General features: G+C 42.2%; 14 protein-coding genes. 6 read left to right on the top strand and 8 right to left on the bottom strand.

The annotated features are described in order from the left end of the window. Nucleotides 1-2 precede the first annotated feature (2 nt). Genes apaG through lptD form a run of 5 tightly spaced genes read right to left on the bottom strand, consistent with a single transcriptional unit; the run spans nucleotide 3 to nucleotide 5,752 of the window. Complete coding sequence (gene apaG / locus D0907_RS13610) at nucleotides 3-392, bottom strand: Co2+/Mg2+ efflux protein ApaG (protein WP_036965974.1); 390 nt, start codon at nucleotides 390-392, stop codon at nucleotides 3-5. Then, a complete protein-coding gene (gene rsmA / locus D0907_RS13605; RefSeq protein ID WP_065979654.1) occupies nucleotides 376-1,182 on the bottom strand; it encodes a 16S rRNA (adenine(1518)-N(6)/adenine(1519)-N(6))-dimethyltransferase RsmA in 807 nt (268 codons plus the stop codon). The genes apaG and rsmA overlap by 17 nt, the downstream gene beginning before the upstream one ends. Further along, a complete protein-coding gene (pdxA, locus tag D0907_RS13600) occupies nucleotides 1,182-2,171 on the bottom strand; it encodes a 4-hydroxythreonine-4-phosphate dehydrogenase PdxA (protein WP_065979655.1) in 990 nt (329 codons plus the stop codon). Before pdxA ends, rsmA begins: the two co-directional genes overlap by 1 nt. A 5-nt stretch (nucleotides 2,172-2,176) precedes the next feature. After that, nucleotides 2,177-3,469, bottom strand: a complete 1,293-nt coding sequence (gene surA / locus D0907_RS13595) for a peptidylprolyl isomerase SurA (RefSeq protein WP_118844614.1) — start codon at nucleotides 3,467-3,469, stop codon at nucleotides 2,177-2,179. A gap of 36 nt (nucleotides 3,470-3,505) precedes the next feature. After that, the gene (gene lptD, locus D0907_RS13590; RefSeq protein WP_065979656.1) at nucleotides 3,506-5,752 is read right to left on the bottom strand and encodes an LPS assembly protein LptD; all 2,247 of its coding nucleotides are present in this window, start codon (nucleotides 5,750-5,752) and stop codon (nucleotides 3,506-3,508) included. Nucleotides 5,753-5,855: 103 nt separating this feature from the next. Here lptD and D0907_RS13585 point away from each other — a divergent pair, with 103 nt between their 5' ends. From D0907_RS13585 to djlA, 3 genes are read left to right on the top strand one after another with little or no spacing between them, the layout of a single operon-like run. After that, nucleotides 5,856-6,857 (top strand): aminoglycoside phosphotransferase family protein, encoded by a 1,002-nt coding sequence (locus D0907_RS13585; protein WP_036965989.1) that lies wholly within the window; start codon nucleotides 5,856-5,858, stop codon nucleotides 6,855-6,857. Continuing rightward, a complete protein-coding gene (gene murU, locus D0907_RS13580; RefSeq protein WP_118844613.1) occupies nucleotides 6,854-7,513 on the top strand; it encodes an N-acetylmuramate alpha-1-phosphate uridylyltransferase MurU in 660 nt (219 codons plus the stop codon). The genes D0907_RS13585 and murU overlap by 4 nt, the downstream gene beginning before the upstream one ends. 18 nt (nucleotides 7,514-7,531) lie before the next feature. After that, the gene (gene djlA, locus D0907_RS13575) at nucleotides 7,532-8,392 is read left to right on the top strand and encodes a co-chaperone DjlA (protein WP_118844612.1); all 861 of its coding nucleotides are present in this window, start codon (nucleotides 7,532-7,534) and stop codon (nucleotides 8,390-8,392) included. Here the strand turns inward: djlA and D0907_RS13570 are convergent. After that, complete coding sequence (locus D0907_RS13570) at nucleotides 8,375-9,298, bottom strand: DUF3530 family protein (protein ID WP_118844611.1); 924 nt, start codon at nucleotides 9,296-9,298, stop codon at nucleotides 8,375-8,377. The two genes, djlA and D0907_RS13570, sit on opposite strands and share 18 nt — an antisense overlap. Nucleotides 9,299-9,357: 59 nt before the next feature. Beyond that, nucleotides 9,358-10,011 (bottom strand): bifunctional tRNA pseudouridine(32) synthase/23S rRNA pseudouridine(746) synthase RluA, encoded by a 654-nt coding sequence (rluA, locus tag D0907_RS13565; RefSeq protein WP_074988943.1) that lies wholly within the window; start codon nucleotides 10,009-10,011, stop codon nucleotides 9,358-9,360. Nucleotides 10,012-10,144: 133 nt separating this feature from the next. On the opposite strand from rluA, the gene D0907_RS13560 reads away from it, so the two are divergent. After that, nucleotides 10,145-10,375: a hypothetical protein gene (locus D0907_RS13560; protein ID WP_036966004.1), complete on the top strand. Its 231-nt coding sequence runs from the start codon at nucleotides 10,145-10,147 to the stop codon at nucleotides 10,373-10,375. 57 nt (nucleotides 10,376-10,432) lie between these two features. Here D0907_RS13560 and rapA read toward each other — a convergent pair whose 3' ends face one another. Then, on the bottom strand, nucleotides 10,433-13,327 hold the full coding sequence (gene rapA / locus D0907_RS13555) for an RNA polymerase-associated protein RapA (protein ID WP_074988942.1): 2,895 nt from the start codon (nucleotides 13,325-13,327) through the stop codon (nucleotides 10,433-10,435). Nucleotides 13,328-13,625: 298 nt separating this feature from the next. Between rapA and D0907_RS13550 the strand changes: the two genes are divergently transcribed. Together D0907_RS13550 and D0907_RS13545 are read left to right on the top strand one after the other, a co-directional pair. Then, nucleotides 13,626-14,990, top strand: coding sequence for a PhoH family protein (locus D0907_RS13550; protein ID WP_118844610.1), 1,365 nt, complete (start codon nucleotides 13,626-13,628; stop codon nucleotides 14,988-14,990). Continuing rightward, nucleotides 14,990-16,372 (top strand): PhoH family protein, encoded by a 1,383-nt coding sequence (locus D0907_RS13545; RefSeq protein WP_062566157.1) that lies wholly within the window; start codon nucleotides 14,990-14,992, stop codon nucleotides 16,370-16,372. Before D0907_RS13550 ends, D0907_RS13545 begins: the two co-directional genes overlap by 1 nt. Nucleotides 16,373-16,417 lie beyond the last annotated feature (45 nt).

The following is a 16,417-nucleotide window of genomic DNA, read 5'->3' as shown; positions in this document are numbered from 1 at the left end:
ACTTAATGCAGTATGTTAGGGCGTGCTAGACGAAACACGTCAATCGGGGCTTCAAATTCAGTGCCGAATTCGTTACGCATGGTGTAATAACCTTGCATTGTCCCTACAGGGGTGTCGAGCACTGCGCCGCTGGTGTATTTATAACTTTCACCTGGGGCAATAGTGGGGGTTTCACCAACGACACCTTCGCCTTGAACTTCGACTTCCTTGCCATTGGCATCGGTAATTAACCAGTAGCGACTTAATAGCTTAGCACTGCACAAACTATGATTTTTAATCGTGATAGAGTAAGCAAAAACGTATTTATCTTGTTCAGGCTCCGATTGACCTTCAACGTAGAAGGTCTCAACAGAGACCTTAATTGGCGAACCTAAATTACTGCTTGTTGTCATAAATCCAATTAGCTATATCAATAAATTGTTGTAAAGACAGACTTTCTGCACGAAGTGTAATATCAATACCAATGCCTGTAAGCTCTTCAGCAGTCAGAAGGTTTGATAAACTGTTGCGCAGTGTTTTACGACGTTGGTTAAACGCTTCTAAGCATACAGTGTTTAAAAGCTTGGTACATTTAGCTGTACGTTGCTCAGGCTTCTTAGGGATCAAACGAATGACCGCTGAATCAACTTTAGGTGCAGGTTTAAAGCACTCTGGGGGCACATCAATCACTGGCATTGCATGGCAGTAATACTGTGTCATGACAGTTAAGCGGCCAAAAGCTTTGCTACCAGGGCTTGCTACCATGCGCTTAACAACCTCTTTTTGAAGCATAAAGTGCATATGCTCAACGTTGTCAGCAAATTCAAATAAATGAAACAGCAGAGGAGTCGAAACATTGTATGGCAAGTTACCAAAAATCTTTAGTTTTTCGTCTTCTTTAATCAGGGTGCTAAAATCAAACTTCATTGCATCACCTTGATGCACTGTTAGTTTTGGCCCTAAAAAAGGATGGCTTACTAAACGCTCTGCTAAGTCTTTATCTAGCTCAACAACAGTTAGATGGCCACTTAAGTCTGCAACGGGTTCGGTGATAGCACCAAGACCTGGGCCGATTTCTACTAAATTGTCTTCGGGTTTAGGATCGATAGCCGTCACAATTTTATCGATGATCATGTCATCATTTAAAAAGTTTTGGCCAAAACGCTTTCTGGCGCGGTGTCCTAAATGTACTTTATCAGTCATTAATTTTGTGCTTTTTCATGGGCGAGCTTAATTGCTTCGCGGATCGCTAATTCAAAACTACCCACATCGGCGGTCCCTGTGCCGGCTAAATCAAGCGCCGTACCGTGATCCACTGATGTGCGAATAAATGGCAAGCCAAGGGTGATGTTCACCGAGTTGCCGAAACCTTTGTATTTTAGCACAGGTAATCCCTGATCGTGATACATAGCAAGCACGGCGTCAGCCTGTGACAGGTATTTATCTTGAAATAATGTATCAGCGGGCAGCGGACCAATTAAATTCATACCCTGATTATTTAATAATTCGAGGGTGGGGGCTATCGTATCTATTTCTTCGCGGCCTAAATGACCATCTTCACCAGCATGTGGGTTTAAACCACACACTAAAATACGTGGTTTTTCGATACCAAATTTAGTCTGTAGATCGTGGTTTAAAATCGTTGCCACTTTGCTTAGGCGCTCAACGGTGATAGCACGTGACACATAAGCTAATGGAATATGTGTAGTGACAAGGGCAACACGTAATCCCTCGGTTGCAAGCAGCATCACTACATCTGCTGTATTAGATTGCTGCGCAAAGTACTCGGTATGACCGCTAAACGAAATACCCGCTTTGTTGATAATGCCTTTGTGCACAGGGCCTGTGACTACTGCCGCAAAGGTGCCATCCATATTTTTTTCACTGGCGATACGAAGCGTATCTAAGACATATTGACCGTTTGCATCATTTAAGACACCCACTTCAACTTCTTCAGCTAGGTCAACCTGATGCAAATAGACACTGCCTGCCGGTGCAATTGCTGGAGCTTGGTCTTCATCAAATTTGATCAGGTCGATGTTTAAACCAAGCTGTTTGGCGCGTTGTTTTAATAACGCACCATCAGCAATTACGACAAGTTGGGCATCCCACGCGTGTTGCGCTAACTTAATTAATAAATCAGGGCCTATACCTGCGGGTTCACCTGGGGTGATTGCTACTCTTATTGTCATAATGATTATTCTACAGGGAAGATATCAACATGAGCTTGCTCACGCATTTCTTGCTGCCAGTTGAAGCTTTCTTCTTTAAACTTACGATTAAACAGCAGTTGATGCGCACGGTTACGTTTAGCAAGTTCAGTCTTATCTGCGACACGTTTATCAAGCAACTGCACAATATGCCAGCCAAATTGCGTTCTGAATGGCTCACTGATCTCGTTTTTATCAAGTGACAACAAGGTGTTTTTGAACTCAGGCACATAGGTGCTTGGGTCTGTCCAATCGTATTCGCCGCCTTTTAGCGCAGAACCTGGATCTTCAGAGTACTCTTTTGCAAGTTCAGCAAAGTCGGCGTTACCTTCACGCAAGTCTTTCGCAAAGCCTTTAAGCATCTCGCGCGCTTTTTCTTCGCTTAAAATGATAGACGGTTTAATAAGGATGTGACGAGAGCGAACTTCTGTGGTTTCAACCACTTGGCGACCACGTACATCTTGTACTTTAATAATGTGGAAACCTGCGCCTGAGCGAAGTGGACCAACGATATCGTCTTTTTTCTGACCTTTTACAGCCTCTGCAAAGAGTGAAGGCATTTCATTAATACCCATCCAGCCTAACTGACCACCTTCAAGCGCTTTTGAGCCACTTGATGATGAAATTGCAATGCGCTTGAACTCTCTACCTTCTTTTAAAAATTCAATGACTTTGTCAGCACGTGTTTTAGCGCTGGCAATTTCATCGGGTGTTGCATCACTTGGAATATCAATCAAGATGTGGCCGATATTGTACTCTTCGGCATTTTTACCTTGTGTTTCCATTATTTTTAAAAGGTTATCAATTTCTTGTGGGCTGATGTAAATACGGCGATCGACGTTAGCACGTGTAACTTGCTGGGTGGTGATCTCTTTACGTATTTCTTCGCGGTAAGCGGGAAAACTTTCACCAGCCGCTTCAATCGTGCGACGCAAATCAGCAATCGTGCCACCTTGCTCGCGAGCCATGTTTTCTAGCGTTTGGTCAAGCTGTGAATCCGAAATCTCAAGGCCCATACGCTCTGCAAGTTGCATCATAAGAGTTTGGCTTACAAGTCGTTCAATCGCTTGAATGCGCAACGTATCATCCGATGGGAGCTCTTGGCCTTGCTCGGCTGCTTGTGCTTTTACGCGATTAATAATTGTGTCGACTTCGCTTTGTAAGATAACACCTTGGTTAACGATGCCGACGACTTTGTCTATTTCGACAGGTTTTGCGAAAACGCTTTGGCATAAGCCAACTGTTAATAATGCTGATGCAAATAATTTTTTTAAATTCATACTTTTTCTAATACTCTTGCTAATAGTACTGCGGTACTAGTTATTAAGAAAATACGGTCTACGATAGCCAAAAATACCTTGTTGTAATAATTTTTGTGCATCATAACGGCTTTTACTACCAAGTCCTTTTAACACGATATTGAAGCCAATACTGGTATCAAAAGTGGCTTGCTCTTGGCCAATCGCTTGATTCAAATCGGTTTCGATTTGACGACGGCCAGTGATTTGAAACGCCCAGCAGCACGATTCATACTGCAGGCCGCTGAAAACCTCAATGCTACGACCACTTTCTAAATCGCGGTGATAGCTGCCAACAAACTGCCAATCATGTGTTAGCGGAATGCTGGTAAATAGACCAACTTGCTCGATTGTATTGCCTGAGACATCATTTGCATAGCGATGGTTCAATTGTACGAGCTGTTTATCGTCACCTTTATAATCTAAAGTGATATTTGACTGGATTATTTCTTTACCATCGGTGTCATATTGAATCCCCCCAGATAAATACCAGCGACGGTGCCAATGTAACATGGTTTGCGCGGCAAACAAGGCATTGTAGTTTGTATCAGACTGAATCCCTTGCGAAGTCGGTTTGGCATCATCGCTTAAATAAAAGATTTGCCCAGCACTGAAATTAAACACTTCTTCATTGTCGCTGCTAAATAAGCGCGTTGTTGCACCTAAAGTAAATTGATTTGCGGTTGCTATGCGGTCGATGCTCGAAAAGCGACGATCTCTAAACAAACCAAAAAAGTCATCTTGTAACTTGGTGGTATCGTAAAGGCCAATATTCGACTGGTCTTTATTGGGTGTATACAAATACTGAATTTGAGGTTCTAACGTTTGAATGCCTTCTTTGAAGAAAAAAGCGGTTTCACGTTCAAAGTTTAGTTGGCTGTATAAACGTACTTTTGGCAGTGTACGTGTGACTTTTTCTTCAAAGTCAGTGCCCGTTAGATCACCGTGTTGATTATAAGTGGTGTGTAATAGGCTTACTTCAGATAAAAAAGACCACGCATACTCTTGATACCCCAAACTGGCTTTTGGTTCAATGTGAAGGCGGCTTGCTTCATCAATCACTGCATTGTTATTGGTAAAGTAGCTAAGTTCACCGTCGAGTGTTAAATCGACACCATAAAAGTCGTATGGGTTAGTTTGTGAAAAACTAATTTGTGGTAATGCTGCATAAGATTCACGGTGATCACCGAGCACTTCAAAGCTTTGAAGTTTGATGTCGGTACGCCACGTATCACCTAAATGCGTTAGTGAGCCTGTACGATATAACTGGGTATCTGTGCGAGTGGCATAATTCGAGTTTAAATCGGTTAAGTAGTTATCATCGCTCACATTGGTAATATCAATGTTGCCGCGCCAGTTCTCACCAAAATAACTTTGCTGTTGCCAGTGAAATAAATAGCGCGAGTCAACACTTGGCTCTTCGTCGTCTTTATCAAGGTACTCTACAGCGATTAAACCGTTATTTTGTTCTGTTAAATAACGAAACTCACCAATCATTTGTAAGCCACGCTTAGACATATAGCGTGGCGTAATTGTTGCGTCGTAATTTGGCGCTATATTCCAATAATACGGCGTGATAGTTTCAAGACCGTAGCGACCAGAGCTTGAGAAATTAGGTGTTAATAACCCTGACTTACGGCGGTCATCTAATGGAAAAGTGAAATAAGGGATATACAACACGGGCGTATCGAATACGCGTAATACGGTATTGTGAGTTTCACCCCAGCCATCTTCACTCGATAAATCAATTTCATCTGCTTCAATTGCCCATACCGGTGTTTCGCCCGGACAGGTAGTAAAGCTTGCGTTCATAAGGTTTAGGCCAGACTCATTGACTGTCAGTTTTTCTGCGCCACCATGACCGAGTTGGTCGGTGAGCTTATAGTCAGCGCCAAGTAGGCTTAATTCAGAGTTATTTAAATCTGCGTTGAGCCCAGAGCTATTAATTTGGCTAACTTTATCGCGATAAACGATAGGGCCGGTTGCATTAAGTAGACCACGTTGTTTGTCAATCAGTGCACTTTGTGCGGACAAATTCATCGTTAGGGTGTTAATATCTACATTACCGGTAAATTCTGCGCTTTGGGTACCCAATAGTTCAATATCATCGGATTTGATATCGATCATATTAAGTTCAAGGCCAGGGAGCGGTTGCCAAGCTCTGGTTTGCATTGAAGTGCCACAAAAGTTGTGTGCCAGTTCAGTTTCGGCGAACGATGGTGCGCTAAGTACGCTTAGCATCATTATGCCCCAGGTTTTGCTCATTTAATGACCTTAATGCTCTTTGGTTGGATATAAGCTAGACATAATAAAGGAAAACAATGGCAAATACAGTAATTGACTTAGTGAAAAATAGATATCTTACTAAATGAATCGTTATAAAAGTTTACAGCAGTTTTTAAATCCTCATTTTAAGGAGGATGAATATCAATTAGCAGCCATCACTGGCGATGCGAGTTTTCGTCGGTATTTTCGTATTAATACCGCAGAACAAAGCTTCATTGTGATGGATTCTGATCCTGATAAATTAGATAACACGCCCTATATTGAACTAAACAAAGTGTTCTCTAAACATGGTTTTAAATTACCAAAAATTCTTCAGGCTGATGAAAAGCAAGGCTTCTTTTTACTGAGTGATTTAGGCAATACACATTTAGCTGACTTACTTGGCGATGAAGACCGCACGCTACATTATAAGCATCTCATAAAGCTCAGTGCACAATGGGCGCAAACACCGCCTGCTCAATATATGAAAGTGTTTGATGATGACTTTTTGCAATTTGAATTGAGCATTTTTAGCGAATGGCTTGTCGATGCGTTTATTGATTGTTCGTTGTCGGATGAGCAAACACAGATGTGGCAAGATGCCTGTCAACTGCTGGTCAATAATGCGCTGGCGCAACCTATAGTGACCGTACACCGTGATTTTCATAGTAGAAATATTATGCGTACAGGACAGCAGTGGGCGATTATTGACTACCAAGATGCAGTGCAAGGGCCAGTGTGTTATGACTTAGTGTCGTTACTTCGAGATTGCTACTTTCAACTTCCTGAACATGAACTCGACTATTTACTGCATTTTGCCTATGACGAATTTACCAAGCAGCAGTTAATTCACGGTATTACGTTTGAGGTGTTCAAACGGTGGTTTGATTTAACAGGAATACAGCGTCACTTGAAAGCGGCCGGTATTTTTTGTCGTTTAAAATTACGCGATGGAAAATCTGGCTATTTAAATAATGTGCTGCCAACGCTTCAGTATATTAGTAATGTAAGTAAAGATTACCCAGAGTTAAGTGCACTCAGTGAGTGGATTGAACACACTATCATTGTGCAGACTAAAAAGCGGTTAGACAAAGAGATTAAATGAAAGCAATGATTTTAGCGGCAGGCCGTGGAAAACGCATGATGCCGTTGACTAGTACGCTGCCTAAACCGATGTTAAAAGTGGCAGGTAAACCATTATTAGCACACCACATTATTAACTTACGCCAAGCAGGCATTGTTGATATTGTCATAAACCTTGCGTGGCAAGGAGATAAAATAAAGCAGTATTTTGGCAATGGCGAAGCGTTTGGTGTCACCATACAGTACAGCCAAGAGTGCGAAGGTGGGCTTGAAACAGCCGGTGGCATACTTCACGCTTTGCCTTTGCTTGGCGAGCACTTTATGGTGATTAACGGGGATGTATTTACTGATTACGATATGACGTCACTCACACAACTGCATTTAGAACCCGGCGAAGCGCACCTTGTTTTGGTTGAAAACCCGGCCCACAATCCTGACGGTGATTTTGCGTTACGCCATTTAGGTCCCGATAGTCAAAAGTACACGTTTTCAGGTATCAGCCGTTTTCATGCTGACTTTTTTAAAGGCCTAACACCGGGTGTGCTTGCACTAGGGCCTATCCTGCGTGAGAAGCTGGCAGAGTATCAAGTATCCACTGAGCTGTACCTTGGTCAGTGGGACGACATAGGCACACCAGCCAGACTCGACGAACTAAACCAGCGCTTAGCTGTAAAATAACAACGAGGGTTTATCATTATGTGGGGAAAAGTACTGGGATTCTGTTTTGGCTTTATGTTTGGCCGGTTTGTTGGCGCTTTGCTGGGGTTGTACCTTGGTCACATGTTTGATCGCAGCTTAAAACAAGACTTTGATAAAGCGGGCGGTTTCTCCGGCCTGTTTAAAGGTGATGATATTAATGAACGTCAAGCGCTGTTTTTTTCAAGCTGCTTTGCGGTTATGGGTCATATTGCCAAATCAAATGGTCGAGTCAGTGAAACGCACATTAAAGCTGCGAGTGTCTTTATGAATGAAATGGGCTTGTCGGGTGATGAGCGCCGTGAAGCACAAGATGCATTTCGAAGCGGTAAAGAAGCCGATTTTTCACTAAAAGAAACGGTTCATGATTTTAAAGAACGTTTTGCCCGTCGTCATGACTTGCTGCAATTGTTTCTAGAAATTCAAATTCAAATGGCATTCTCTGATGGTCATCTCGCAGAACAAGAAAAACAATTATTGCACGAGGTGAGTAAACAGTTAGGAATTTCGCGCACACAATTTTCATTCTTACTAAAACGTTACCAAGCTGAATTTGCATTTCGTCAGCAGCAACAGCGCTTTTATGAGCAACAAAACCAACAACACAGTACTCATAATGAGCAACAGGGTCATCGAGTCCCGCCAAATAATAGCATGAACCGTGCTCAGGCACTTGCGTTACTTGGCTTAAGTAAGGATGCGTCTGCGCGTGATATTAAAGTAGCTTATCGCAAGCTTATGGCACAGCATCACCCTGATAAGCTGGTATCGCAAGGGCTACCTAAGCACATGATGGAAGTCGCGGTGAAGAAAAGCCAAGATATTCAAGCCGCTTATGAATATTTAAAGAAGGCGGCGTAAAAAACCGTCGACTTCTTTGAGCAACCGCTCGTGTTGCTCAGGTTCTGTGGGGGTTCCGAACAATTCTCGTTGTCGATAATCATATTTAGCGTTGCGCCTAACCCAGCGTTTTCTATCGTTGACGCTTTGAAGTGTGTCTGGGTTACCTTCACTGTAGAAAATATCTAATAGTGGTGAGCTAATGGTCGACAACGTGGCATTGAGATGCTGGTTTCGAATACTGTTTGGAAGGTAGCTTCCTAAACTAATAAAGGCATTCAACTCGTTATTGGGAAAGCTTGCATAGTGCTCAATAAGTAGCCCAGCACTGGCACCCTGTGCCAGTACTATAATGTTGCCACCTTCATCCATCGCGCTGTTATACAAAGCATTGAATCTAGCAATTAACTTTAGTTTGTAATCATCAAGTATCGCTTCACTTATGTTTGGCTTAGCTGAGACAAAATGAGGCGCTTGTTGTGTTTGGGCTGGTGGAGCTGAGTCAGCTTGCTGATTATTTTGCGTTGTTGACTCAGTTTCAGAGTTATCAGTGGGCTCTGGCATCGCCATATCGGCAGGGTGCCAGTCAATATCAGGCATTGTCATAGCGAGTGTCGCATAGCCAATATCATTTAATTGCTTACGTAAAAAGTTGATCCCCGCATTATTGGTAGGCACGTCTTGCCAGTCTGGAATAATTAACACGATGCCACGTTGTGTTGGCGCCATAGATTGACGATATAGGCTTATAAACTCATCTTCACCGGCAAGCAGGGGACGTACTTCATCGCTGGGTAAAAAACGTTGAATATCGTTAGTGACCAAACTTGACCAAGGGGTGGGTTTAATAAAATCAGCCCCATTCACTGTGCTAACTAGCGCAAAACTGGCTGCGAAAAGTAACGTATGTAAAGGGGATAAAGTCATGCCGATATCACTTAATTAAGGTCTAGGTATGTATCGGCAAGTCGGCGTAAATATTTAGTTTAAAATTCTGGAGCAGCTTCAAACACCATTTTTTCATCACTGGCAGGGTGAGTTAAACTCAGCATTTCTGCATGCAGTTGCAAACGAGGAGCCAGCGCTAACGCTTCTGAGTGGGCATACAGTCTATCCCCTAAAATTGGGTGGCCTAAAGACAGCATGTGCACACGTAGTTGGTGAGAGCGCCCTGTAATTGGGGTCAGCTCAACGCGCGTTGCCTGAGCTTCATGCTCAAGTACTTTAAAGTGTGTTAATGAAGGCTTGCCTTTGTCGTGATCAACCATTTGTTTAGGGCGGTTCGGCCAATCACAAATAAGCGGTAAATCGACGGAACCTGTTTGCTGTTCAAGCTTTCCAAATACACGCGCAACATAGCGTTTGGCGGTTTTTCTATCTTGAAACTGAATACTTAGATTGCGATGTGCTTCTTTATGCATCGCTAAACAAATAATCCCTGAGGTTGCCATATCTAAGCGATGAACAATTTTAGCGTTAGGAAATACGCGGTTAACGCGTGCAATAAGGCAATCGGCATGTTTTGGGTCCTTACCCGGCACCGTAAGTAAACCACTTGGTTTATTGACGATCAGTAAATCATCATCTTGATAAACAATGCTCAAATAGGGCGTCATTGGGGGATTATAATTGAGTAACACAGCCAGCCTCGATGATATGCAAGGGCGTTATTTTAAAGGAGTATCAATGCTTACACAATGCTAGGAGTGGTTTTGAATTGTTATCCGATATACAGTTGCTTACTTAGCGTATTTGCAAAACAGGAGTCATTGAATGTTTTTTTTGGGCCGTATTCGCAGTAAGCCTTGCACACGATGCGGATTACACGTTAACGACCGCGAGCCTGAGTGTTGGCACTGCAAAGACCTTACTGACTTACAAGCTGTGTATTTAAAAAAAGCTTACACAGAAGATGTCATTAAGAAAAATAAAGGCTTAGCCGCTCTCTTTTGCAAATTAGCCGCCGTCGCGTTGGTGATAAGCCTCGCTGCGTTTTTAATATAAAAAACGCGATGTGGGATGACATCGCGTTGCTTATTTATACGTTTTACGTCACTCGCTCTAGTGCGACACAACAATCAAACGAATCGCATCTAATTTAACTTGGGCTTTTTCAATATAGGTCGTCAGGTCACTGCGTTGTTTATCAAAGAAGCTAAGCTCTTCATCACGAATATTCGGATTAATTTGTTTAAGCGCGGTTAAACGGGCTTGCTCTTCACCTAATGCGGTATGCATTTTTTCTAATGACTCAACACGCAATGCGTCGAGTTTTGTTTGGGCTAACCCCTGAGCGCTGGTGATCATTGGGTGAATGGCACTTTGTAGCGCACTGGCTAACTTGCTTGCCGTTTGACGACCAACCGCAGAAAGCTGTTGGTTAAAGGCATCAAAGGCAACATTATCGGCTAAGTTATTGCTGCTTTTATCAAGTAAAACTCGAATAGGAGTCGGCGGTAAGAAACGACCTACCTGTAATGACTTCGGTGCCATGGCTTCTGCAATGAAGATAAGCTCAACAAAAAATGTACCCGCAGGGAGTTTTTTGTTTTTCAGCAGGGCAACCGATGCTGTACCAAAGTCATCATCGCAAATCATGTCTAAACTGCCTTGCACCATCGGGTGATCCCAGCTGATAAAATGCGCATCTTCTTGCGATAGTGCAGTTGCACGGTCAAAGGTCACGGTAATACCGTCATCTTTTAAGCAAGGGAAAGAGGGATTCAACATATGCTCGGTTGGTTTTAAGATAATGGTATTTTCACCTTTATCTTCTTGGCTTACACCAAAAGTGTCGAACACATTGATCATGTAACTTGGCAATGTAAACTGGTCATCTAGCTCTTCGATATCAGCGACTAAGCTTTCAGCACGGCCTTGACCACTTGAGTGCAGCTCTAATAAACGGTCACGACCACTTTCCATTTGTTTGCGCAGTTTTGCATTTTGGCTAGCAACTTGTTCTAGTAGTGGGTCTAGCTCTTCTTCATCACAATTATGTGTACCAATGAATTCAAGCAGCTCTTCACCGAATTCTTTATACAACATTTGCCCTGTGGTTGATGTTGTTTCAAACGCATCTAGGCCTTCGTTATACCAGCGTAGCAAGACTTCTTGTGCTGTATTTTCAAAGTAAGGCACATGAATGTTTACATCTTGCGTTTGACCAATGCGGTCAAGGCGACCAATACGTTGCTCTAACAAATCAGGGTTCAAAGGTAAATCAAAGAGCACTAAATGATGTGAGAACTGGAAGTTACGGCCTTCTGAACCAATCTCTGAACACAGAAGGATTTGTGCGCTGTCGTATTCATCAGCAAAAAATGCCGCAGCACGGTCACGCTCAACAATCGACATACCTTCATGGAACACAGATGCTTTAATGGCTTCGCGCTCTCGTAAAATTTGTTCAAGGCTAATCGCTGTTTCAGCTTTAGCACAAATTAGCAGGACTTTTTCGTGTTTTAGTGTTTTTAATGTTTCAATTAACCAGTCAACACGTGGGTCGAAGGCGCCCCAACTGGCGTTTTCACCTTCAAATTCTTGAAATATTTTTTCTGGGAATAACGCGCGCAGAGCACTTAGCTCAGCACTTTGAATGCCGCCTATATTCCCTAAGACCGACATTGCGGTTTTATATTGCTTTGGCATCGCCATTGGGTAAGCGTGGAGTTTACGGCTTGGGTAACCATCAATACCGCTGCGGCTATTTCTGAACAAAATACGGCCGGTACCATGGCGGTCCAGTAGCATTGATAAAATTTCATTACGCGCGGTTTCATCACCTTGCTCAGCTTTAGCAAGCACCTCAGTGATATCGGTTTCTTTTAATAAGGCTTTTAATGTCTCGCGAGCCGTGTCATCTAAGCGTTGCTCACTGAGTAGTTGATTGGCAGCTTCTGCGACATCTTTGTAGTTACTTTCTTCTTCAACAAAAGCATCGTAATCATAAAAACGATCAGGGTCGAGTAATTGCAAACGCGCAAAGTGGCTGCGGTGGCCTAATTGATCGGGTGTTGCTGTCAGTAAAATAAGGCCTGGAATATCTTGGCTAAGTTCAGCCATGCGTTGATATTCTGTGCTTGGTTTACCATTTGTAATACTCAAATGGTGCGCTTCATCAACCACGAGTAAATCCCAATCGGCTAATGTTGCTTGTTCAAACCAGCGTTTTTTCTTGCTTAAAAATTCAAGGCTAGTAAGTACTAACTGTTCTGTTTCGAATACATTCGGTGAGTCTGCGAATGCTTCATCACAACGTTCCTCATCAAAAATAGAGAAACGTAAATTAAAGCGACGAAGCATCTCAACGAGCCATTGGTGTTGCAGGTTTTCAGGCACCACAATTAATACGCGGCTAGCTCGGCCACTAATGATTTGTTGATGTAAAATCATCCCCGCTTCAATGGTTTTACCAAGGCCCACTTCATCTGACAATAAAACACGCGGCGCGAAACGTTTACCCACTTCTTGTGCAATATAAAGCTGGTGAGGTATTAGGTTGGCACGTTGACCAATTAAGCCTTTTAAAGGTGATTGCTGACGCTCGAACTGGTGCTGCCAAGTTTGATAGCGAAGGGTGTAACGATCAAAACGGTCTACTTGGCCTGCAAATAAGCGGTCTTGCGGTTTATTAAATTTAATAAAGTGATCTAAAAAGGTCTCTTTTAACTGAACTTTTTCACCGTTATCAACACGTGTACCGTGGTAGCATAAAAGCTCACCTTGTTCTTCAACTGACTCTACTTCAAGTTCCCACTCTTCAACGCTGCGAATAACATCGCCTGGATTAAATGCGACACGAGTAACAGGTGCTTCTGTTAAAGAATAAACTCTGTTTTCACCACTGGCTGGAAATAAAATGCTGACCTGACGGCCTTCAAGGGCAACTACGGTGCCTAATCCTAAATCTGACTCAGTATCACTGATCCAACGCTGACCTAAGGAAAAATTCATGTATGTCTCGTCTATGAAGAAAAAGGCGGCTATGTTACCTGTAACATCAGGCTACTTCAAGGCAGTAAACTCGCCGCACACAATTAAATTTAGTCAACCTTTTTAAGTCAATATTACAGGTAAGTTTTGTATGTATTTTAACCACTTAAATAATTGTAATTTTGGCTGTCATAAAAAGGACTTTTGCTGCAAATAGACTAAACTGAGTATATACCTAACAAATAAATAACCGCTTTAATCGCTGCTTGTTTAGTTAATTGGGTATAGCATAAAAATCATAAAACGTAAGGAAAGTGCTATGGAAAAAGCTTCGAACCTTGATAGTAAAATGTATGTGCTCGATACCAATGTCTTACTCCACGAACCCCTCGCTTATTTATCTTTTCAAGAACACGATGTTGTTGTCCCGATGACCGTATTAGAAGAGCTCGATCATATAAAGGATAGAAAACATGATGTTAGCCGTGATGCCCGTGTTGCAATTCGTGGTTTGGATGAAATACTCAAAGACGCCTCACCAGAGCAAATGTTGCAAGGTGTCGCGTTGCCAAGTAATAAAAAGGCGAAAACAGAGTCTCGCGGTCGTTTAATTATTGTCAATGACCATTTATTTGCCGATAGCATTTCAGGGTTACCAGGCAACGAAAATGATCACCGCATAATTAACTGCGCGGTACATTTACAAAAACAGCACAGTGATAGCAAAGTTGTGCTAGTTACCAAAGACATCAACATGCGCCTTAAAGCGAAAGGAGCAGGGCTGAAGTTTGTTGAAGACTATCGCACAGACCAATTAATTGATGATATTGCGCTATTAACCAGCGGCTACAAAAAAATAGAAGGTGATTTTTGGCAACATGTCGGTGAGTGTGAAACTGAGCAACAAGGACGCGACACTTACCATCATATAGCAAAGAGTACCATAAGTGATGTGTTTTATAACGAGTATATACTTGATAGCAGCGACCATTTTGCGGCACGAGTAAAAAGCTACGACGATAAAACCATTACTTTAAAAGACATTAGTGTCGAACGTCTAATGAACCAAACTGCGTGGGGCGTTAAGCCAAAAAATGTGTACCAAGGCATGGCGCTTGATGCTTTACTAGACCCAACTATTGAACTGGTTATTTTAACCGGCCCTGCAGGCTGTGGTAAAACTCTACTTGCCCTTGCCAGCGCACTTGAAATGATTATTGAAAAAGGCATTTACGATAAAGTTATCGTAACCCGAAATACCCCCGAAATAGCTGAATCAATAGGCTTTTTACCTGGTACCGAAGAAGAGAAAATGGCCCCTTGGCTTGCTGCCATAACCGATACCCTCGAAGTGTTACACAAAGGCGATGAAAACCCGGTATCTAGTCGCAACTACATTATGGAAAAAGCCAACATGCAGTTTAAGTCGGTTAACTTTATGCGAGGAAGAAGTATTCAAAATGCCGTGGTGATTTTACAACCCCGAATTGGGGATATTTTAAAGTTTTTACCCCCTTGTTTTTATTGGCCTGTAGAAAAAGTAAAAAGAATTTCCAAAAAAATTGATTACCTTAGCTACTCTGAGCAGTCTCTCAACAATAAACCTTTACTCAAAATTTGTAATTTACAAGAAAAGTACAACACAAAGCCTAGCAACGATTCAATCTTTTGGGAGGCTGCGTAATGAAAAGCTCTATTGATAATCGAAATCCTCGTGTACTAGACACATCTGCATTAGTACATGATCCAAAATCTATTTTTAGCTACAAAGATGATATTTACATCTGTCTAACTGTCCTTGAAGAGCTTGATAACCTGAAAGAAAGAACTAATAAATCGGTAAGTGCCGATGCCCGTATGTGCATTAGAATGCTTGAAGACATTATAAATGGACATACAGCCGAGGAAATGGAAATAGGTATTCCTTTACCATCTACCGAAACAGCCCAGAGAGGAAAGCTTTTCATTGGAATTGACACTCAATTGGATCTGGCTAAGGAGTTAAAGCACGGGATAGGAAGTGATGCTGATAACAGAATAATTAATTATGCTTTATATCTTCAAAAAGAACTCAATAAAGACGTAATAATTGTTAGCCGTGACATTAATATGCGCTTGAAAGCTCGAACCGTAGGGGTCATGGCAGAAGACGTTGCCGTAGATAATCAAATATCAGATATTGATCTTTTATACACAGGGGTACAAGCCTTTAAAGGAGATCTTTTTGATCGAATTAAATCAGACAAAGACTTCAAGGTTTCAGGAGAAGTTTATACTTTCCCAATAAGTCTATTTAATGATGAAGTTCAGCCAAACATGTATTGGTACGATGAAGCTGGACACATTGGGCGAATTTCAGAAGTAACAGATACTGAGGTATTCACAAAGCTATTGCCTCGTAAACAAGAAAAAGTATGGGGCATTTTGCCTAAAAATCAGCGTCAGTCGGTAGCTTTAAGCCAATTAACAGACCCTTACTATGATTTAAATATCATCCTTGGTCCTGCTGGCTCCGGAAAAACTTTTTTGGCAGTTGCTTCGGCGCTGCATCAAGTATTGGAGTTGAAAAAGTACAAAAAAATCGTTGTGGTGCGCTCCAGAGACTTTATGGACGACGATCCGGGATTCTTACCGGGGGATTTAACTGAAAAATCAATGCCTCTTCTGGCAGGTATTACTGACGCATTAATTTCGATGCACTCGGATGATAATCATGAAGGAAATGTCTACGCTACAGTCGAGCATGTGATTGAAAAAGCCAATATAGAATTTACTAGCATGGCTTATTTTCGTGGCCGTTCAATAGACGATGCTGTTTTAATCATTGATGAAGCTCAAAACATGACTAGAGCGCAAATCAAGGGCATGTTAAGCCGTGGTGGGAAAAATTGTCGGACAATCGTATTGGGCAACCTAGCCCAGATTGACGATAAGTTTGTAACACCTGCTTCTTCTGGTGCAAGTGCGGCTGTTAATGTGTTTCGTCATTATGAAAAAGGATCAGTGCTGATTTTTGATGAAGTAGAGCGTAGTAGCTTGGCTGAATTCACTGAAAAGAATATGTAGGCATCAAACTACCATTCACATTTCCTTATAATATTGCGACAATGG

Origin of the sequence: Pseudoalteromonas lipolytica (assembly GCF_003515105.1) — a bacterium.
GTDB lineage: Bacteria > Pseudomonadota > Gammaproteobacteria > Enterobacterales > Alteromonadaceae > Pseudoalteromonas > Pseudoalteromonas lipolytica.
Note: the sequence above shows the minus strand (reverse complement) of the source record. Positions and strands in the feature narration are given on the sequence as shown.